We start from the raw sequence: 20098 nt of genomic DNA on the forward strand, positions 1-20098 counted from the left end.
CGACGCGCCCGGCTTCAGGGGTGACCAGGATCTCTTTCACGGCCCCTGAGCCCGCTCCGGAAGGTCGCCCGGGGCTCCCGGCCCTTGGGGCGCCTGAAGCCTGCGGAGCCGCATGGAACCGACGCAAGACGGAACGCCTTGTTCAGACACCCCGTAGCTCACCCCAGTTCACCTTCCGTTCACTCAGGTTACTTACGTTCGTCCAGCCAATGACCTCGAACGATTGCCTGGGTAAATGGAAAACTTCTCGCTGATCCTCGCGATTGTGGTAATAACCGCACTCGCGTTCGATTTCACGAACGGTTTTCACGACACCGCCAATGCGATGGCCACGACCATCTCGACCGGTGCCCTCAAGCCCAAGGTCGCGGTGGCCATGTCCGCCGTGCTGAACCTTGTCGGCGCGTTCCTCTCCGTGGAGGTCGCCAACACGATCTCCAAAGGTCTCGTGGACGAGACCGGCATCCGTCCCGAGGTCATCTTCGCCGCGCTGGTCGGGGCGATCCTCTGGAATCTGCTGACCTGGCTGGTCGGTCTGCCCTCCAGCTCCTCGCACGCCCTCATGGGCGGCCTGATCGGCGCGACCATCGCCTCGGCGGGCGTCGGCGCGGTCCACGGCGACGTGCTCGTCACCAAGGTCCTCATCCCGGCGATCGCCGCCCCGCTGGTCGCGGGCCTCGCGGCGATGCTCGCGACGAAGCTGATGTACTCCCTGGGCAAGAAGGCCGACGGCAGCCAGTCCTCCGAGAAGGGCTACCGCGCCGGCCAGATCGCCTCCGCCGGCCTGGTCTCCCTCGCCCACGGCACCAACGACGCGCAGAAGACGATGGGCATCATCACCCTCGCCCTCGTCGCCGGCGGCACCCTGGCGCCCGACTCGGACCCGCCGATGTGGGTCATCCTCTCCGCGGGCGTGGCCATCGCGCTCGGCACCTACCTCGGTGGCTGGCGGATCATCCGCACCATGGGCAAGGGCCTGACCGACCTCCAGCCGCAGCAGGGCTTCGCCGCCCAGACCAGCGCGGCGACGGTCATCCTGGCCTCCTCCCACCTCGGTTTCTCCCTCTCCACCACGCACTCCGTCTCCGGTGCGGTGATGGGCGCGGGCCTCGGCCGCAAGGGCGGCGTCGTCCGCTGGTCCACGGCGACGCGGATGTTCGTCGCGTGGGGCCTGACGCTGCCGGCCGCGGCGCTCGTCGGTGCGCTGGCCGAGTGGGTCACGAACTTCGGCCCCTGGGGCACGGCGGTCGTGGCGGTGTTCCTGGTCGGCTCCAGCGCGGCCATCTGGAAGGTGTCCCGCCGCGAGATCGTCGACCACACCAACGTCAACGAGACCGAGGAGCCCGCGGGTGTCGTGACCACGGCGATGGCGGCCGTCACGCCGCCGCCCGCCGGCCCGGTGACCGAGGAGCTCGCGGCGACGATCCCGGCCCCGGCCGGGGGCCCGACGCCGTCGGCCCGCGTCTGACCCCCGACCGGATACTCAAGGAAGCAGCATCATGAAGATCGACTGGGCGGCTCTCGGCTCCGTCTTCGGCGTCAGCCTCGTGGTCACCGTGGCCCTGGTGGCCCTGTTCACCCTCGGCATCGCGGGTCTGACGCGGCGCGAGCGGGCCGCGGAGCAGGGGGGCTCCGCGGGACTGGCGGTCACCGGCGCGTACGCGTGTTTCGCGGCGTGCGCGGCGGCTGTGGCGTACGGGATCTATCTGATCGTGGTCTGACGCGCCTCGCGCGACGGGCTCGCGCCCTGTTCCGGTGCCCCTTACGGGGTGTTCGGGGCAGGGCGCTTTCGCGTACGCGCGCGGTCGCGCAAGGCACTTGCGGGCAGTCGGCCGGGGGCGGGTGACCCCAGGGGCCAACCCCGCCCGGCCGGACCCGGTGTGGGCCTCAGCACACTCTCCTCTCGCAGGTCAACAGCAAGTTGACGGCTGTTCCGGGCCCGTGGTGGACTGCCGGAGCCATTTACGGCGGCAGGAGAGGAAGCCGGTGCGATTCCGGCGCGGTCCCGCCACTGTCACCGGGGTAGGAAGCCCCGGGAGCCAGGAACTCTCACCGCCGGTCTAGTCGAACCAGGGCGTGGACACCCTGAGTGAGGACATATCGCCATGCGCGGCTGCCGTCTGACACAGGCTCCGAGATGCACGACCCCCGACGCCGGGGTTCCGGCCGACCCGTCGGCCGGCTGAGCCGATGCGGGCCGATCGCGTCTTCGCGTACGGCGCCGCCGCCGGCCTCCTCGGTGACCTGATCCTCGGCGATCCCCGCCGCGGGCATCCGGTCGCCGTGTTCGGGCGGGCCGCGAGCGCCGTGGAACGGCGGCTGTGGCGGGACGACCGGGGCCGGGGCGCGCTGCACACCGCCGTGTGCGCCGGTGGCGCCGTCGCCGTGGGTGCGCTCGCCTCCCGTGCGGTACGCCGCTCCCCCGCCGCTTCCGTCGCGCTGACCGCTGCCGCCACCTGGGCGGTGGTCGGGGGGACTTCGCTCGGGCGGGAGGCACGGACCGTCGGGCGGGCGCTGCGGGCGGGGGACGTCGAGGCGGCGCGGGCGCGGCTGCCGCATCTGTGCGGGCGGGATCCGCAGGCGCTGGACGCCGACGGGATCGCGCGGGCGGTGGTGGAGTCCGTCGCCGAGAACACCTCCGACGCCGTCGTGGGAGCACTGGTGTGGGGGGCCGTGGGCTCGGTGCCGGGGCTCCTCGGGTTCCGGGCGGTGAACACCCTCGACGCCATGGTCGGCCACAAGTCGCCCCGTTACCGGCGCTACGGCTGGGCCTCCGCCCGCCTCGACGACGTCGCCGGGTGGCCCGGGGCGCGGCTGACCGCCGTACTCGCCGCCGTCGCCGGAGGCGATCCCCGAGGTGCGGTGCGGGCCTGGCGGGCTGACGCGGCGCGGCATCCGAGCCCCAACGCCGGGCCCGTGGAGGCGTCGTTCGCGGGGGCGCTGGGGGTGCGGCTCGGGGGGACCTTGTCGTACAGCGGACGGATCGAGCACCGGCCGGTGCTGAACGGGGAAGGGCGTGCTGTGGAGGTCGGGGACATCGAACGGGCCGTACGGCTGTCCCGGCGGGTGAGCTGGCTGGCGCTGGCGGTCAGCGTCGTCGCGCGCCGCGTCGTGGCGGGGAGGCGGTCATGAACGGCGGAGGTCTCCTGGTCGCCGGTACCACCTCCGACGCCGGCAAGAGTGTCGTCACCGCCGGGATCTGCCGCTGGCTGGTCCGGCAGGGGGTGAAGGTCGCGCCCTTCAAGGCGCAGAACATGTCGCTGAACTCCTTCGTCACCCGCGAGGGCGCCGAGATCGGCCGGGCGCAGGCCATGCAGGCGCAGGCCTGCCGCGTCGAACCGACCGCGCTGATGAACCCGGTGCTGCTCAAGCCGGGCGGCGAGCAGAGCAGTCAGGTCGTGCTCATGGGCAAGCCGGTGGGCGAGTTGAGCGCGCGCGGCTATCACGGCGGGCGGCAGCAGCAGCTCCTCGGGACCGTGCTCGACTGCCTCGCCGAGCTGCGGGGCACGTATGACGCCGTGATCTGCGAGGGGGCCGGTTCGCCGGCCGAGATCAATCTGCGGCGCACCGACATCGTCAACATGGGCGTCGCGCGCCGCGCCGGGCTGCCCGTGCTGGTGGTGGGTGACATCGACCGCGGGGGCGTCTTCGCCTCCTTCTTCGGGACGGTGGCGCTCCTCTCCCGGGAGGACCAGGAACTCGTCGCCGGGTTCCTGGTCAACAAGTTCCGCGGTGACGTCTCGCTGCTGGAACCCGGCCTCGACATGCTGCACGACCTCACCGGGCGCCGCACGTACGGCGTCCTGCCCTTCCGGCACGGGCTCGGCATCGACGAGGAGGACGGACTGCGCGTCTCCCTGCGCGGGACCGTGCGGGAGTCCGTGGTCGCCCCGCCCGTCGGCGCGGACGTGCTGCGGGTGGCCGTCTGCGCGGTCCCGCTCATGTCCAACTTCACCGACGTCGACGCGCTGGCCGCCGAGCCGGGTGTCGTCGTGCGGTTCGTGGACCGGCCGGAGGAACTGGCCGACGCCGACCTCGTCGTGGTCCCCGGGACCCGGGGCACGGTGAAGGCGCTGGAGTGGCTGCGCGCGCGGGGGCTCGCCGACGCCCTCGTGCGCAGGGCCGCCGAACAGCGGCCCGTGCTCGGCATCTGCGGCGGCTTCCAGGTGCTCGGCGAGCACATCGAGGACGACGTGGAGAGCCGCAGGGGCCGCGTCGAAGGGCTCGGCGTCCTGCCCGTACGGGTGCGGTTCGCGCGCGAGAAGACCCTCACCCGGCCGGTGGGGGAAGCCCTCGGCGAGCGGGTCGAGGGGTACGAGATCCACCACGGGGTCGCTTCCGTCGCGGGCGGCGAGCCCTTCCTAGACGGCTGCCGGGTCGGGCAGACCTGGGGCACGCACTGGCACGGCTCGCTGGAGTCGGACGGTTTCCGCCGGGCGTTCCTGCGGGAGGTAGCGGCCGCCGCGGGCCGCCGCTTCGTACCGGCCCCCGACACCTCCTTCGCCGCGCTGCGCGAGGAACAGCTGGACCGGCTGGGCGATCTGATCGAACAGCACGCGGACACCGACGCGCTCTGGCGGCTCATCGAGTCGGGCGCGCCGCAAGGACTGCCTTTCATTCCACCGGGAGCGCCCGCATGAGCACAGTGTTGTTGTTGTCGACCGCCGACACGGATCTGCTGGCGGCCAGGGCCGCGTCCGGCGCCTCCTACCGGATCGGCAACCCGACCCGCGTGGACGTCGCCGCGGAACTGCCCGCGCTCATCGCGGGCGCCGACATCGCCGTCGTCCGGCTGCTCGGCGGCAAGCGCGCCTGGGAGGACGGGCTCGCCGCGCTGAAGGCGTCCGGCATCCCGACGGTGCTGCTGGGCGGGGAGAGCGTCCCGGACGCCGAGTTGATGGCCGAGTCGTCGGTGCCCGCCGGTGTGGTCGCCGAGGCGCTGCGGTACCTCGTCGAGGGCGGCTCCGCCAACCTCACCGAACTCGCCCGGTTCCTCTCCGACACGGTGCTGCTGACCGGCGAGGGGTTCCTGGAGCCGCAGCAGATGCCGGAGTACGGCGTCCATGGCTCCCGCACGCAGGAGAGCGGCCGCCCGACCGTCGGCGTGCTCTTCTACCGGGCCCATGAGCTCAGCGGCAACACCGCGTTCGTGGACACGCTCTGCGACGCCATCGAGGCCCGCGGCGCCAACGCCCTTCCGGTGTACTGCGGTTCCCTGCGCGGCGCGGACGCGGGTCTGTACGAGATCCTCGGCCGGGCCGACGCCCTCGTCGCCACGGTCCTCGCCGCCGGCGGCACACACGCCTCCCAGGCATCGGCCGGCGGCGACGAGGAGGCGTGGGACATCGGAGCCCTCGCCGACCTCGACATCCCCGTGCTGCAAGGGCTCTGCCTGACCTCCTCGCGCCGGGCCTGGGACGAGTCCGACGCCGCCCTCTCCCCCATGGACGCGGCCATGCAGGTCGCGATCCCGGAGTTCGACGGCCGGCTGATCACCGTGCCGTTCTCCTTCAAGGAGCAGGGCCCCGACGACGTCCCGGTGTACGTCGCCGACCCCGAGCGGGCCGCGCGCGTCGCCGGAATCGCCGTACGGCACGCGCGGTTGCGGCACAAGCCGAACGCCGAGAAGAAGCTGGCGCTCGTCTTCACGGCCTACCCGACCAAGCACTCCCGGGTCGGCAACGCGGTCGGTCTCGACACGCCCGTCTCGGCGGTGCGGGTCCTGGACGCGCTGAAGGAAGCCGGGTACGGGGTGACGGAATACCCGTCCGAGGGCGACGAGTTGATCCACCGGCTCATCGAGGCCGGCGGCCATGACGTCGAGTGGCTGACCGAGGAGCAGCTGGCCTCCGCGCCCGCGCGAGTGCCGCTGGCGGACTACCGGGCGTGGTTCGACCGGCTCGACCCGCAGCTCAGGGACGCCATGCTGGAGGCGTGGGGCGAGCCGCCGGGCTCGCTGTACGTCGACGGGGACGACATCGTGCTCGCCTCCCTGCAGTTCGGGAACGTCGTGGTCATGATCCAGCCGCCGCGCGGCTTCGGCGAGAACCCGATCGCGATCTACCACGACCCGGACATGCCGCCGTCCCACCACTACATGGCGGCCTACCGCTGGCTGGAGAACTCGTTCGGCGCCGACGCGATCGTCCACATGGGCAAGCACGGCACGATGGAGTGGCTGCCGGGCAAGGGGCTCGGGCTGAGCGGAGGCTGCGCGCCGGACGCCGTACTCGGTGAACTCCCCCTCATCTACCCCTTCATCGTCAATGACCCCGGCGAGGGCACCCAGGCCAAGCGGCGCGGCCACGCCACGGTCGTCGACCACCTCGTACCGCCGATGGCGCGCGCGGACACCTACGGTGACCTGGCGAAGCTGGAGCAGCTGCTCGACGAGTACGCGCTCGTCTCCGACCTGGACCCGACGAAGGCGCCGGCCGTGCGCGCGCAGATCTGGACGCTGGTGAAGGCGGCCGAGCTCCATCACGACCTGCATGTCGACGAGCAGCCGGACGACACGGAGTTCGACGAGTTCGTCATGCACATCGACGGCTATCTGTGCGAGATCAAGGACGTACAGATCCGTGACGGCCTGCACATCCTCGGCGGCGGTCCGGTCGGTGAGCCGCGGGTGAACCTGGTGCTCGCCGTGTTGCGCGCCGCGCAGGTGTGGGGCGGGAAGGCGAACGCGCTGCCCGGGCTCAGGGCGTCCTTCGCGGCCCATTTCGGGCTCAGCGAGAAGGAGTTGCTGGCCGAGCCGGGCGCGCCGCTGAAGGTGCCGGTGGAGCTGTCGGACCTGGTGGAGGGGCCCGCGCGTACGGCCGCCGACGCGATCGATCTGCTGGAGCAGCTGTGCCGCCGGGTGGCGGAGGGCATGGAGGAGCGGGACTGGGAGGCCGCCGCGGTCCCCGCTCTCGTGCGCGAGGTGCTCGGCACCGAACTGCCCGAGGCCGTCGCCGTGCTGGAGTTCGCCTGCGACGAGGTCGTGCCGCGGCTCGCGCGGACGACCGACGAGATCGGGCACATCCTGCGGGCCCTGGACGGCGGTTACGTCCCGGCGGGCCCGTCCGGGTCGCCGACCCGCGGTCTGGTGAACGTCCTGCCGACCGGCCGCAACTTCTACTCGGTCGACCCCAAGGCCATTCCGTCCCGGCTGAGTTGGGAGGTCGGCCAGTCCCTCGCCGACTCGCTGGTGGCCCGCTACCTCCAGGACACCGGGGAGTACCCGAAGTCCGTCGGGCTCACGGTGTGGGGCACGTCCGCGATGCGCACCCAGGGCGACGACATCGCGGAGATCCTGGCGCTGCTGGGCTGCCGCCCGGTGTGGGACGACGCCTCGCGCCGGGTGACCGGGTTCGAGGTGGTGCCGTTGCCGGAGCTGGGACGGCCGCGCATCGACGTCACCGTCCGGATCTCCGGGTTCTTCCGGGACGCGTTCCCGCATGTGGTCGCGCTGATCGACGACGCGGTACGGGCGGTGGCCGAGCTGGCGGAGCCCGCCGAGTCCAACTACGTCCGCAAACACGTGGAGGAGGACACCGCCGAGCACGGGGACCGGCGGCGGGCGACGGCACGCGTCTTCGGCTCCAAGCCGGGCGCGTACGGCGCCGGTCTGCTGCCGCTGATCGACGCCCGCAACTGGCGCTCCGACGCCGACCTCGCCGAGGTGTACGCGGTGTGGGGCGGCTACGCCTACGGGCGCGGGCTCGACGGGCGGGCGGCGCGCGGGGACATGGAGACGGCGTTCAGGCGGATCGCGGTCGCCGCGAAGAACGTCGACACCCGTGAGCACGACCTCGTCGACGCGGACGACTACTTCCAGTACCACGGCGGCATGGTGGCCATGGTGCGCCATCTGACGGGCGCGTCCCCCGAGGCGTACGTCGGCGACTCCGCCACCCCCGACCAGGTGAAGACCCGCACGCTGGGCGAGGAGACGCACCGCGTCTTCCGGGCCCGCGTGGTCAACCCGCGCTGGATGGCGGCGATGCGCCGGCACGGCTACAAGGGCGCCTTCGAGATGGCGGCGACCGTGGACTACCTCTTCGGCTACGACGCCACGGCGGGCGTGGTGGACGACTGGATGTACGAGAAGCTCAGCACCGAGTACGTCTTCGACCCGGAGAACCGGGACTTCATGAAGAAGTCCAACCCCTGGGCGCTGCGCGGGATCACCGAGCGGCTGCTGGAGGCCGCCGACCGCGGGCTGTGGGCGGAGCCGGACGCGGAGACGCTGGAGCGGCTGCGGGCCACGTATCTGGAGCTGGAAGGCGACTTGGAGGGCGACCAGTGACCACCCCCTTCCCGTTCACGGCCGTTGTCGGCCAGGACGATCTGCGGCTCGCGCTGCTGCTGAACGCCGTGTCCCCGGCCGTCGGCGGTGTGCTGGTGCGCGGTGAGAAAGGCACCGCCAAGTCGACGGCGGTACGCGCGCTGTCGGCGCTGCTGCCCGAGGTGGCCGTCGTGCCCGGGTGCCGGTTCTCCTGTGATCCGGGGCGGCCCGACCCGGCCTGCCCGGACGGGCCGCACGAGGCCGGGCCCGGTACCGCCCGGCCCGCCCGCATGGTCGAACTGCCCGTCGGGGCCTCCGAGGACCGGCTGGTGGGCGCTCTGGACATCGAGCGGGCGCTCGCCGAGGGCGTGAAGGCCTTCGAGCCGGGCCTGCTGGCCGACGCGCACCGCGGGATCCTCTACGTCGACGAGGTCAACCTCCTCCACGACCACCTGGTCGACCTGCTGCTCGACGCGGCGGCGATGGGCGCGTCGTACGTGGAGCGGGAGGGTGTCTCCGTACGGCACGCCTCGAAGTTCCTGCTCGTCGGGACCATGAACCCGGAGGAGGGCGAGCTGCGGCCGCAGCTCCTCGACCGGTTCGGGCTGACCGTCGAGGTCGCCGCCTCCCGGGAGCCCGACCAGCGGGTGGAGGTGGTCCGGCGGCGGCTCGCCTACGACGACGATCCGGGCGGCTTCGCGGCCCGTTGGGCGGACGAGGAGACGGCGGTACGGCAACGGATCGTCGCCGCGCGGGAGTTGTTGCCGTCGGTGCGGCTCGGGGACGGGGCGCTCCGGCAGATCGCGGCGACCTGTGCCGCCTTCGAGGTGGACGGGATGCGCGCCGACATCGTGATGGCGCGCACCGCCACCGCGCTGGCCGCGTGGGCCGGGCGGACGGAGGTGCTGGCCGAGGACGTACGGCAGGCCGCGCTGCTCGCGCTGCCGCACCGCCGGCGGCGCAACCCCTTCGACGCGCCGGGACTCGACGAGGACAAGCTGGATCAGACGCTGGAGGAGTTCGCCGGGGAGGACGACGATCCCGATCCCGGTCCGGACGGCCCGGGCGGGGGCGGCGGTGGCGCGCCGGAGCCCGACGAGGGCCCGGAGGGCGGGGACGCGGGTGCGCCCCCCGAGGCCGGGGAGGGCGGCGAGCCGCAGCCCTCGGGCGCGGGCGAGCAGTCCGCCGTACGCCCCTCCGAGCCGTTCCGTACCAAGGTGCTGAACGTGCCCGGCATCGGCGAGGGTGCCGCCGGGCGGCGTTCGCGGGCGCGTACCGAGCAGGGGCGGACGACGGGTGCGCGGCGGCCCCGGGGCGCGCTGACCAAGCTGCACCTGGCGGCCACCGTGCAGGCCGCCGCGCCGCATCAGAGGGCGCGGGGGCGCACGGGAGCCGGGCTCCTGGTGCGGCGGGACGATCTGCGGCAGGCGGTGCGGGAGGGCCGCGAGTCCAATCTCGTGCTGTTCGTGGTCGACGCGTCCGGGTCGATGGCGGCCCGGCAGCGGATGGCCGCGGTGAAGGGGGCCGTGCTGTCGCTGCTGCTGGACGCCTACCAGCGGCGGGACAAGGTGGGGTTGGTGACCTTCCGGGGCTCGGCCGCGGAGGTGGCACTGCCGCCGACCTCGTCCGTGGACGCGGCCGCGGGCCGGCTGGAGTCGTTGCCCACGGGTGGGCGTACGCCGCTCGCCGCCGGGCTGCTGAAGGCGCATGACGTGCTGCGGGTGGAGCGGCTGCGGGATCCCGCCCGGCGGGCGCTGCTCGTGGTCGTGACCGACGGACGCGCCACCGGTGGGCCGGAGCCGGTCGCGCTGGCCGGTCGGGCGGCTCGGCTGTTCGCGGCCGAGGGGATCGCGTCGGTCGTCGTGGACTGCGAGTCGGGGCCCGTACGGCTCGGTCTCGCCGGGCAGTTGGCCGGGGAGCTGGGGGGTACGGCCGTGACGCTGGACGAGTTGCGGGCCGACTCCATCGCCGGGCTGGTCAAGGACGTACAGAGGAGGGCCGCGTAATGCCTCAGGGGCAGCCGAGTGTGATTCCGGACGACGGGCTGACGACGCGTCAGCGGCGTAACCGGCCGTTGGTCGTGGTCCACACGGGCATCGGGAAGGGCAAGTCGACCGCCGCTTTCGGGCTCGCGCTGCGCGCCTGGAACCAGGGGTGGCCGATCGGGGTGTTCCAGTTCGTGAAGTCGGCCAAGTGGAAGGTCGGCGAGGAGAACGCGCTGCGGGTGCTCGGTGCCAGTGGTGAGGGCGGGTCCGTCGACTGGCACAAGATGGGCGAGGGCTGGTCGTGGGTGCAGCGCGACGCCCAGATGGACAACGAGGAGAAGGCGCGGGAGGGCTGGGAGCAGGTCAAGCGGGACCTGGCGGCCGAGACGTACCGGCTGTACGTGCTCGACGAGTTCGCGTACCCGATGCACTGGGGGTGGGTCGACACCGATGAGGTCGTCGACGTGCTGCGCGACCGGCCCGGGACCCAGCATGTGGTGATCACCGGGCGGAACGCTCCCGGAAAGCTCGTCGACCTCGCCGATCTCGTGACCGACATGTCCAAGGTGAAGCATCCGATGGACGCCGGGCAGAAGGGGCAGAGGGGCATCGAGTGGTGATGTCCGCGGTCCCCCGTCTGGTCATCGCCGCGCCGGCCTCCGGCAGCGGCAAGACCACCGTCGCCACCGGGCTGATGGCCGCGTTCGCCGCGCGCGGGCTTGCCGTGTCCGCGCACAAGGTGGGGCCCGACTACATCGATCCCGGGTATCACGCGCTCGCGACCGGGCGGACGGGGCGCAATCTCGACGCGTATCTGTGCGGGCCCGAGCTGGTCGGGCCGCTGTTCCTGCACGGGGCGCGCGGATGTGACCTCGCCGTGGTCGAGGGCGTGATGGGGCTGTACGACGGGGCCGCGGGCGAGGGTGAACTGGCGTCCACCGCCCAGGTGGCGAAGGTGTTGCGGGCGCCGGTGGTGCTGGTGGTGGACGCGTCCTCGCAGTCGCGGTCCGTCGCGGCGCTGGTGCACGGGTTCGTGTCGTGGGATCCGGAGGTCCGGGTCGGGGGCGTGATCCTGAACAAGGTCGCGTCGGATCGGCACGAGGGGTTGCTGCGGGAGGCGCTGGAGTCGGTCGGGGTGCCCGTGCTGGGGGTGCTGCGGCGGGTCGCGCAGGTGGACACGCCTTCTCGGCACCTGGGATTGGTGCCGGTTGCCGAGCGGCGTCCGGCGGCGGTGGAGGCGGTCGCCGCGATGGCGGCGCAGGTGGCCGCGGGGTGTGATCTGGAGGGGTTGCTGGCGCTGGCGCGTAGTGCGGGGGCGGTGTCGGGTGCCGCTTGGTCTCCGGATGAGGGCGCCGGACGGACTGAACGGGTGACGGTCGCCCTCGCCGGCGGGCCCGCGTTCACCTTCTCCTACGCGGAACACGCGGAACTGCTCACCGCCGCCGGTGCCGATGTCGTCCCCTTCGATCCGCTGCGGGACGAGCAACTGCCCGACGGGACCCGGGGTCTGGTCATCGGGGGCGGGTTCCCGGAGGTGTACGCGGCCGAGCTGTCCGCCAATGAGCCCCTGCGCAAGGCCGTCACCGAGCTCGCCCTGAGCGGCGCTCCCGTCGCCGCCGAATGCGCCGGGCTGCTCTATCTGTGCCGGGAGCTCGACGGGCTGCCGATGTGCGGGATCCTCGATGCCGAGGCGCGGATGTCGGAGCGGCTCACCCTCGGGTACCGGGATGCCGTGGCGGTGAGTGACAGTTCGCTCGCCGTCGCCGGGACCCGGATGCGGGGGCACGAGTTCCACCGGACCGTCGTGGAGCCGGGGGCGGGGGCGGACCCCGCGTGGGGCGTGCGCGCCCCGGAGCGTCGCGTCGAAGGTTTTGTACAGCGCGGTGTGCACGCCAGTTATCTGCACACGCACTGGGCGTCCCGGCCCGGTGTCGCCCGTCGGTTCGTGGAGAGGTGCCGGACGTCATGAGCAGCAGCAGGCTGATCGGAGTCGGGGTGGGCCCCGGCGATCCCGAGCTGGTGACCGTCAAGGGTGTCAACGCTCTGCGGGCCGCCGATGTCGTCGTGGTGCCCGTCCTGGACACCGGGGAGCGGGGGCGCGCCGAGGCGACCGTGCTGCACTACGTGCCCGAGGACAAGGTCGTACGGGTGGTGTTCGCACTCAACGAGCGCAGCGACCGCAAGCGGCGGGAGGACGCCTGGGACGCCGCCGGGGAGCGCGTGGCGCGGCTGCTGCGCCAGCACTCCGTCGTCGCCTTCGCCACCATCGGCGATCCCAACGTGTACTCCACCTTCACGTATCTCGCCCTGACCATCGGGGAACTGCTGCCGGACACGGCCGTGGAGACCGTGCCGGGCATCACCGCGATGCAGGATCTCGCCGCCCGCTCCGGTGCCGTGCTCACCGAGGGCACCGAGCCGCTGACCCTCGTTCCGGTCACCGCCGGTGCCGCCGTGCTCAAGGACGCCCTGGCCGGGCCCGGCACGGTCGTCGCCTACAAGTTCGGGCGGCAGGCCGCCGAGGTCGCCGAGGCGCTGCGGGAGACCGGGCGGATCGGCGACGCCGTGTGGGGTGCCGCGCTCGGGCTGCCCGAGGAGTCCATCCGGCCCGCCGCCGACCTCGACGGGGCGCCGCTGCCGTACCTCTCCACGCTCATCGCGCCCGCCCGGCGCGACGGCGGGCGGGGCGGGAAGCTGTGAGCGGTCCCGGGCCGCGGTCAGCCGGCCACGCCGACCACCAGCCAGATGAACACCACCCCCGCGATCGTGCACAGCAGCGTCGAGCCGGCCGGATGCTCGTGGTGGGCCTCGGGCAGGATCTCCGCCGCCGCGAGGTAGAGCAGGGCGCCGCCGAACAGCCCGAGATAGGCGCCGAGCAGGCCCTCAGGGATGTCCACGAAGAGCGTGGACGCGGCGCCCGCCACGGGCGCGACCGCGTCGGCGAACAGCATCGCGAGGGCTCTGCGGCGGGCGTTGCCGTACAGGCTGGTGATCGTGTACGTGTTGAAGCCGTCCGCGAAGTCGTGGGCGATGACGGCGACGGCGACCGCCGCGCCCATGCCGTCGCCGATCTGGAAGGCCGCGCCGATGGCCACGCCGTCCATGGCGCTGTGGCCGACCATCGCCGCGGCCGCGGTGAGGCCCACCTCGGGGGCGCGCCCGTCCTTCTCCTCGGCGCCGTGCGCGGCCTGACGGGCGGCCAGCAGCCGTTCCACCAGGTGGGCCAGGAGGAAACCGGCCACGAAGAGGAGCAGGGCGGCCGGTACGCCGTGGATCTCCTCGCCGGCCGCGTCCAGTGCTTCCGGGAGCAGGTCCAGGCCGACCACGCCGAGCATCAGGCCGCCGGCCAGGCCCAGCACCAGGTGACGGCGGTCGGTGACGCGTTGCGCCGTCCAGCCGCCGGCCAGCGTCATCAGGAACGCGCCGAGCGCTACGAAGACCGCCATAGGGCCTTGCTATCCGATCGGCACGCGTCCGTGCGGGTCCGACGCCCGCTTGCCCACTGACTTTTCCGGCCCGTCCCATCCCCACCGCTTCCCCCGCAAACCCGAGAGGACCGATCCCCATGGCCGATGCCCCCGCCGGCAAGGTGACCTTCGTCGGTGCCGGCCCCGGCGCCGCCGATCTGCTGACGTTCCGTGCCGCGCGTGCCATCGCCGAGGCCGACGTGGTGATCTGGGCCGCCAGCCTGGTCCAGGCGGAGGTCCTGCAGCACGCGCGTGCGGACGCGGAGATCCTCGACTCGGCGGCCATGTCCCTGGAGGACGTCGTCACGGTGTACGAGCGGGCCCGGGACGAAGGGCTGCGGGTCGCCCGGATCCACTCCGGGGACCCCGCCCTGTGGGGCGGTACGCAGGAGCAGCTCGACCGGTGTGCCCGGATCGGGATCGCGACCGAGGTGATTCCCGGTGTCTCCGCCTTCTCCGCGGTCGCCGCGCTCGCCCAGCGCGAGCTGACCATTCCGGAGGTGGCGCAGTCCGTCGTGCTGACCCGGCTCGGCGGCGGCAAGACGCCGATGCCGCCCGGTGAGGAGGTGCGGGAGTTCGCCAAGCACGGCACCACTATGGCGATCTTCCTGTCCGCGGCCCGCAGCGGGCAGCTGGTGCGGGAGCTGCTGGAGGGCGGCTATCCGACCGAGACCCCGGTCGTGGTCGCCTACCAGGCCACCTGGCCGGAGGAGCTGATCGTGCGGTGCACGGTGGGCACGCTGGAGGAGACCGTGAAGGAGCACAAGCTCTGGAAGCACACCCTCTTCCTGGTCGGCCCGGCGCTCTCCGCGCACGGCACCCGCTCGCACCTCTACCACCCCGGTCACTTCCACGGCTTCCGCAAGGCGGACCCGGAGGCCCGTCGTGCGCTGCGCGAGCGGGGGGCGAGTACGTGATCACGGTCGTCGGTACGGGGACGGGGGCGCCGGTTCCCGCCGAGGTGCTGGCCGGGGCGCGGCTCGTCGTCGGCGGGCGGCGGCACCTCGATGCCGCCGCCGTCCCCGCCGATGCCGAGCGGGTCGTCCTCGGTCCGCTGGCACCGGCGCTGGACGTCATCGAGCGGCATCTGGAGAAGTCGGACCGGGTGGTCGTGCTGGCCTCCGGCGACCCGGGGTTCTTCGGGATCGTGCGGGTGCTGGCCGAGCGGTTCGGGTCCGGTGCGCTGGAGGTGCGGCCCGGTGTCTCGTCCGTGGCCGCGGCGTTCGCGCGGGCCGGGGTGCCCTGGGACGACGCCGTCGTGGTCAGCGCGCACGGGCGGGAGCTGCGGACGGCCGTCAACGTGTGCCGGGCGCGGCCGAAGGTGGCCGTGCTGACGGGTCCCGGTTCCGGCCCCGCCGAACTGGGCGCGGCCCTCAGGTGCGAGGCGCGGGTCCTGCTCGTCGCCTCGGCGCTGGGCACCGCCGAGGAGCGCGTCGAGCGGGTCACGCCGGCCGAGGCCGCGGCCCGCGACTGGGGTACGGCGGTGAGTGTCGTCCTGTGCCTGGACGAGACGCGGCTGCTGGGACCGGTGCGGACGGTCGCCGGTCCGCCTGTCGGGCCCGCCGGATGGGCGCTGGACGAGACGGAGTTCACCCACCGGGACTCCATGATCACCAAGTTCGAGGTGCGGGCGCTGGCGCTGGCCAGGCTCGGGCCCCGGCTCGGCGATCTGGTCTGGGACGTCGGCGCGGGCTCGGGTTCGGTGGCCGTGGAGTGCGCGCGGCTCGGCGCCGCCGTCACCGCGGTGGAGAAGACCCGGGACGGCATCGAGCGGATCCGCGCCAACGCGGCCGCGCACGGGGTCGACGTACGGGCCGTGCACGGGGCCGCGCCGACGGTGCTGTCCGATCTCGACGATCCGGACGCCGTGTTCATCGGGGGCGGGGGGCGGGAGCTGCCCGCCATTGTGACCGCCTGTGCCCGGCGGGCCCGGCGGGCCGTGGTGGTCGCCATGGCGGCGCTGGACCGGGTGCCGGCCGTGCGGGCGGCGCTGACCGGGGCGGGGTTCGACTGCGACGGGGTGCTGCTGCAGTCCTCGCGGCTCGCGCCGCTGCCGGGGGACGTGTCCCGGCTGGCGGCGACCAATCCCGTATTTCTGCTCTGGGGTGTGCGAACGCCCCTTTCTCGTGAAGGAGTTGCTCAGTGATCGGCCTCATTTCCGCCACCGCGGCGGGGGCGGCTGCGCGGGACCGGCTGGCCGCGGCCTGGCCGGACCGGACGCGCGTGTACGAGGGTCCCGTGGCGGACGCCGTACGGGCCGCGTTCGCGGAGTGCGAGCAGCTCGTGTGCTTCCTGGCCACCGGGGCGGTGGTGCGTCTGGTCGCGCCGCTGCTCGGCGACAAAAGGACCGACCCGGGCGTGGTCTGCGTCGACGAGGGCAGGCGGTTCGCCGTGTCGCTGGTCGGCGGCCACGGGGGCGGCGCCAATGACCTCGCCGGCGAGGTCGCCGCGGTGCTGGGGGCGCGGCCGGTGGTGACGACGGCGACCGATGCCGTCGGTCTGCCCGGTCTCGACACGCTCGGCTTCCCGGTGGAGGGCGATGTCGCCGCGGTCTCGCGGGCCCTGCTGGACGGTGAACCGGTCGCCCTGAAGGCGGAGTCGGCGTGGCCGCTGCCCGCGCTGAAGGTCTCCGGCGAGGGCGCGTACACGGTCCGGGTGACCGACCGTGCCGTCGACCCCGCCGAGCGCGAGGTCGTCCTGCGCCCGCCGTCCCTCGTCGTCGGCGTCGGCGCCTCGAAGGGGGCACCGGTGGAGGAGATCCTGGAGCTGATCCACGGCTCGCTGGAGGGCCTGTCGGTCCATTCGGTGGCCCGGCTCGCCACCGTGGACGCCAAGGCCGGGGAGCCCGGCATCGTCGCGGCGGCCGAGCGGCTCGGCGTCCCGCTGGTCACCTACCCGGCGTCGGAACTGGCGGCCGTCGAGGTCCCCAACCCCTCGGCCGCCCCCTTGGCCGCCGTGGGCACGCCGTCCGTCGCCGAGGCGTCGGCGCTGCGGGAGGGCGGTGAACTCCTCGTGCCCAAGCGGAAGTCGGCGATGGCGACCTGTGCGGTCGTACGGCGTCCCGCGCGCGGCCGGCTCGCGGTCGTCGGGCTCGGACCCGGCGCCCGGGACCTGCTCACCCCGCGCGCGAAGGCCGAACTGCGGCGCGCCGCAGTGCTCGTCGGGCTCGACCAGTACGTCGACCAGATCCGCGATCTGCTCCGCCCCGGCACCCGGGTGCTGGAGTCGGGGCTCGGGGCCGAGGAGGAGCGGGCCCGGACGGCGGTGGCCGAGGCCCGGCAGGGGCATGCCGTCGCGCTGATCGGCAGCGGGGACGCCGGGGTGTACGCCATGGCCTCGCCCGCGCTGGCGGAGGCGAGCGACGACATCGAGGTGATCGGCGTGCCCGGGGTCACCGCCGCGCTGGCGGCCGGGGCGATCCTCGGGGCTCCGCTCGGCCACGACCATGTCTCGATCAGCCTGTCCGACCTGCACACACCGTGGGAGATCATCGAGCGGCGGGTGCGGGCGGCGGCCGAGTCGGACCTCGTGGTCACCTTCTACAACCCCCGCTCGCGCGGCCGGGACTGGCAGCTGCCGAAGGCGCTGGCGATCCTCGCCGGGCACCGGGAGCCGACGACGCCCGTCGGTGTCGTGCGCAACGCCTCCCGCCCCGACGAGGCGGCCCGGGTGACCACGCTCGGGGAACTGGACCCGGCGACGGTCGACATGATGACGGTGGTGACCGTGGGCAACACCGCGACCCGGACCATCGCGGGGCGCATGGTGACGCCGCGCGGCTACCGCTGGCAGGCCGCGCAGGAGGACCCGAAGTGAACCGAGTCGTCCATCCGATCGAGGAGGAGTCCTACCGGCGGCTGCGCGCCCGGCTGGACACCTCGCACTTCCCGCCGCTGACCCGGGCGGTCGTGGAACGGGTCATCCACTCCGCGGCCGACCTGGAGTACGCGGCCGACCTCGTCATGGACGAGGCCCACCTCGCGCGGGCCCATGCCGCGCTGCACGCGGGTGCGCCCGTGGTCGTGGACGTGGAGATGGTCGGGGCCGGGATCACCCGGCGCGAGACCGTGTGCCGGCTCAGGGACGGGGTGGCCGGGCCGGGTCTGACCCGTTCGGCCCACGGCATCCGGCTGGCGTACGAGCAGGTCGGGCCCGGCGCCCTCTGGGTGATCGGCAACGCGCCGACCGCCCTGGAGGAGCTGCTGACCCTGGACGCCGCCCCCGCACTCGTCATCGGCCTGCCCGTCGGTTTCGTCGGCGCTGTCGAGTCCAAGGCCGCGTTGCGCGAGAGCGGGCTGCCCGCGGTCAGCAACGTGTCCGAGAAGGGCGGTTCGGCCGTCGCGTCCGCGGCGCTGAACGCCCTGCTGTACCACCCCACTTCACCCGAGGAGAAACCGTGACCACCCCCCCGCCCGCGCTGCTCATCGCCGGCCATGGCACCCGGGACGATGCCGGGGCCGAGGCGTTCCGCGACTTCGTACGGGAGCTGGGCCGCCGCCACCCCGAACTGCCCGTCGCGGGCGGTTTCATCGAGCTGTCCCCGCCGCCGCTGGGCGACGCCGTCGCCGAGCTGGTGGAGCGGGGCGTGCGCCGGTTCGCCGCGGTGCCGCTGATGCTGGTTTCCGCCGGGCACGCCAAGGGCGACATCCCGGCGGCGCTGGCCCGCGAGAAGGAGCGCCACCCCGGCATCTCCTACACCTACGGCCGCCCGCTCGGCCCGCACCCCGCGCTGCTGAACGTGCTGGAGCGGCGGCTCGACGAAGCGCTCGGCGGGCGCGATCCGCAAGGCCGGAAGGACGTCACGGTGCTGCTGGTGGGGCGCGGGTCGACGGACCCGGACGCCAACGCCGAGGTGCTGAAGGCGGCCCGGCTGCTGTGGGAGGGGCGCGGGTACGCGGGCGTGGAGACGGCGTTCGTGTCGCTGGCGGCGCCGGACGTGCCGAGCGGCCTGGACCGGTGCGCGAAGCTCGGCGCGCGGCGGATCGTGGTGCTGCCGTACTTCCTGTTCACCGGGATCCTGCCGGACCGGGTGAAGCAGCAGACCGAGGGGTGGGCGGCCGCGCACCCGGAGGTCGAGGTGCGCTCGGCCGAGGTGATCGGCCCGGAGCCGGAGCTGCTGGATCTGGTCATGGAGCGGTACGCGGAGGCCGTCAAGGGTGATCTGCGGATGAACTGCGACTCCTGCGTGTACCGGATCGCGCTGCCCGGGTTCGAGGACAAGGTGGGGCTGCCGCAGCAGCCGCACTTCCACCCGGACGACGACGGCCACCACCACCATCACGGCCACCACCACGGGGCCCACTCCCATGCGCACTGAGGGCCACGATCTGCGGCACCACGGGGACGCCGAGGTCCGGGACGACGGCTCGGCGCTGGTCGACCTGGCGGTGAACGTCCGCGCCGACACCCCGCCGCCCTGGCTGCGGGAGCGGATCGCCGGCTCGCTCGGCTCGCTGGCGGCCTACCCGGACGGGCGGGCCGCGCGGGCGGCGGTGGCGGCGCGGCACGGGCTGCCGGTGGAGCGGGTGCTGCTGACGGCGGGCGCCGCCGAGGCGTTCGTGCTGCTGGCGCGCGCCCTGAAGGTCCGCCGGCCGGTGGTGGTGCATCCGCAGTTCACCGAGCCGGAGGCGGCGCTGCGGGATGCCGGGCACACGGTGGACCGGGTGCTGCTGCGGGCGGAGGACGGCTTCCGGCTCGACCCGGCGGCCGTCCCCGGGGACGCCGACCTGGTGGTCGTCGGCAATCCGACGAACCCGACATCGGTGCTGCACCCGGCCTCGTCCCTCGCCGAACTGGCCCGCCCGGGGCGGACGTTGGTCGTGGACGAGGCGTTCATGGACGCGGTCCCGGGCGAGCGGGAGGCGCTCGCCGGACGTACGGACGTGCCGGGTCTGGTCGTCCTGCGCAGCTTGACCAAGACCTGGGGCCTGGCCGGGCTGCGCATCGGCTACGTCCTCGCCGCCCCGGAGACGATCGCGGAACTGGAGCGGGCGCAGCCGCTGTGGCCGGTGTCCACCCCGGCGCTGGCCGCGGCGGAGGCGTGCGTGGAGCCGCGGGCCCTGGCCGAGGCGGCCCACGCCGCCCACCGCATCACCGCCGACCGGGCCCATCTCGTCGCGGGCCTGCGGGAGTTCACCTCCGCGGGCCTTCGCCTGACGGAACCGGCGGAGGGCCCCTTCGTCCTCGTACGGCTGCCGGGGGCGGCGGCCGTACGAGGAGGGCTGCGCGAGCTGGGCTTCGCGGTGCGCCGCGGGGACACCTTCCCGGGCCTGGACGAGGAGTGGCTGCGCCTGGCGGTGCGGGACCGGGCGACGGCGGACTCCTTCCTCCGGGCGCTGGAGCGGGCTCTGGTGCCCACACAGGGGTGAAGGTGCGGT

At 73.7% G+C, this 20098-nt stretch carries 16 protein-coding genes and 1 riboswitch; of the genes, 15 read left to right on the plus strand and 1 reads right to left on the minus strand.

Translation table 11 applies throughout. The features are described 5' to 3' along the window. Positions 1-235: 235 nt before the first annotated feature. The 9 genes from ACWD11_RS04395 to cobI all read left to right on the plus strand — a co-directional run bounded on the left by ACWD11_RS04395 (position 236) and on the right by cobI (position 12954). Entirely contained in the window at positions 236-1468 is a 1233-nt protein-coding gene (locus ACWD11_RS04395) for an inorganic phosphate transporter (RefSeq protein ID WP_389418805.1), read from the plus strand. A gap of 31 nt (positions 1469-1499) precedes the next feature. Continuing rightward, complete coding sequence (locus ACWD11_RS04400; protein WP_389418804.1) at positions 1500-1721, plus strand: hypothetical protein; 222 nt, start codon at positions 1500-1502, stop codon at positions 1719-1721. A 207-nt stretch (positions 1722-1928) separates the two neighbouring features. After that, positions 1929-2068, plus strand: a riboswitch (cobalamin riboswitch). A gap of 122 nt (positions 2069-2190) precedes the next feature. Then, positions 2191-3132 carry a cobalamin biosynthesis protein gene (locus ACWD11_RS04405; RefSeq protein WP_451281218.1) on the plus strand — a complete coding sequence of 314 codons (942 nt, stop codon included), beginning with the start codon at positions 2191-2193 and terminating at the stop codon, positions 3130-3132. After that, positions 3129-4640: a cobyric acid synthase gene (locus ACWD11_RS04410; RefSeq protein ID WP_389418802.1), complete on the plus strand. Its 1512-nt coding sequence runs from the start codon at positions 3129-3131 to the stop codon at positions 4638-4640. The genes ACWD11_RS04405 and ACWD11_RS04410 overlap by 4 nt, the downstream gene beginning before the upstream one ends. Continuing rightward, positions 4637-8290, plus strand: a complete 3654-nt coding sequence (gene cobN / locus ACWD11_RS04415; RefSeq protein WP_451281221.1) for a cobaltochelatase subunit CobN — start codon at positions 4637-4639, stop codon at positions 8288-8290. The genes ACWD11_RS04410 and cobN overlap by 4 nt, the downstream gene beginning before the upstream one ends. Continuing rightward, positions 8287-10275: a putative cobaltochelatase gene (locus ACWD11_RS04420; RefSeq protein ID WP_451281223.1), complete on the plus strand. Its 1989-nt coding sequence runs from the start codon at positions 8287-8289 to the stop codon at positions 10273-10275. Before cobN ends, ACWD11_RS04420 begins: the two co-directional genes overlap by 4 nt. Continuing rightward, the gene (gene cobO / locus ACWD11_RS04425; RefSeq protein ID WP_389418799.1) at positions 10275-10874 is read left to right on the plus strand and encodes a cob(I)yrinic acid a,c-diamide adenosyltransferase; all 600 of its coding nucleotides are present in this window, start codon (positions 10275-10277) and stop codon (positions 10872-10874) included. The genes ACWD11_RS04420 and cobO overlap by 1 nt, the downstream gene beginning before the upstream one ends. Continuing rightward, positions 10874-12223 carry a cobyrinate a,c-diamide synthase gene (locus ACWD11_RS04430; protein ID WP_389418798.1) on the plus strand — a complete coding sequence of 450 codons (1350 nt, stop codon included), beginning with the start codon at positions 10874-10876 and terminating at the stop codon, positions 12221-12223. The genes cobO and ACWD11_RS04430 overlap by 1 nt, the downstream gene beginning before the upstream one ends. Then, positions 12208-12954, plus strand: a complete 747-nt coding sequence (gene cobI, locus ACWD11_RS04435) for a precorrin-2 C(20)-methyltransferase (RefSeq protein ID WP_389418797.1) — start codon at positions 12208-12210, stop codon at positions 12952-12954. Before ACWD11_RS04430 ends, cobI begins: the two co-directional genes overlap by 16 nt. A 17-nt stretch (positions 12955-12971) precedes the next feature. Here the strand turns inward: cobI and ACWD11_RS04440 are convergent, their stop codons facing one another. Next, entirely contained in the window at positions 12972-13700 is a 729-nt protein-coding gene (locus ACWD11_RS04440) for a ZIP family metal transporter (RefSeq protein ID WP_389418796.1), read from the minus strand. A 119-nt stretch (positions 13701-13819) separates the two neighbouring features. Between ACWD11_RS04440 and cobM the strand changes: the two genes are divergently transcribed. The 6 genes from cobM to cobC are packed head-to-tail and all read left to right on the plus strand — an operon-like array spanning position 13820 to position 20089. Next, entirely contained in the window at positions 13820-14638 is an 819-nt protein-coding gene (gene cobM, locus ACWD11_RS04445; protein WP_389418795.1) for a precorrin-4 C(11)-methyltransferase, read from the plus strand. After that, entirely contained in the window at positions 14635-15867 is a 1233-nt protein-coding gene (cbiE, locus tag ACWD11_RS04450; RefSeq protein WP_389418794.1) for a precorrin-6y C5,15-methyltransferase (decarboxylating) subunit CbiE, read from the plus strand. Before cobM ends, cbiE begins: the two co-directional genes overlap by 4 nt. Then, positions 15864-17537, plus strand: coding sequence for a precorrin-3B C(17)-methyltransferase (cobJ, locus tag ACWD11_RS04455; protein WP_451281227.1), 1674 nt, complete (start codon positions 15864-15866; stop codon positions 17535-17537). Before cbiE ends, cobJ begins: the two co-directional genes overlap by 4 nt. After that, positions 17534-18121, plus strand: coding sequence for a precorrin-8X methylmutase (locus ACWD11_RS04460; protein WP_389418792.1), 588 nt, complete (start codon positions 17534-17536; stop codon positions 18119-18121). Before cobJ ends, ACWD11_RS04460 begins: the two co-directional genes overlap by 4 nt. After that, the gene (locus ACWD11_RS04465; RefSeq protein ID WP_451281229.1) at positions 18118-19038 is read left to right on the plus strand and encodes a sirohydrochlorin chelatase; all 921 of its coding nucleotides are present in this window, start codon (positions 18118-18120) and stop codon (positions 19036-19038) included. The genes ACWD11_RS04460 and ACWD11_RS04465 overlap by 4 nt, the downstream gene beginning before the upstream one ends. Next, a complete protein-coding gene (gene cobC / locus ACWD11_RS04470; protein WP_451281231.1) occupies positions 19028-20089 on the plus strand; it encodes an Rv2231c family pyridoxal phosphate-dependent protein CobC in 1062 nt (353 codons plus the stop codon). The genes ACWD11_RS04465 and cobC overlap by 11 nt, the downstream gene beginning before the upstream one ends. Positions 20090-20098 lie beyond the last annotated feature (9 nt).

It is taken from the genome of Streptomyces sp. NPDC002776, from assembly GCF_053592195.1.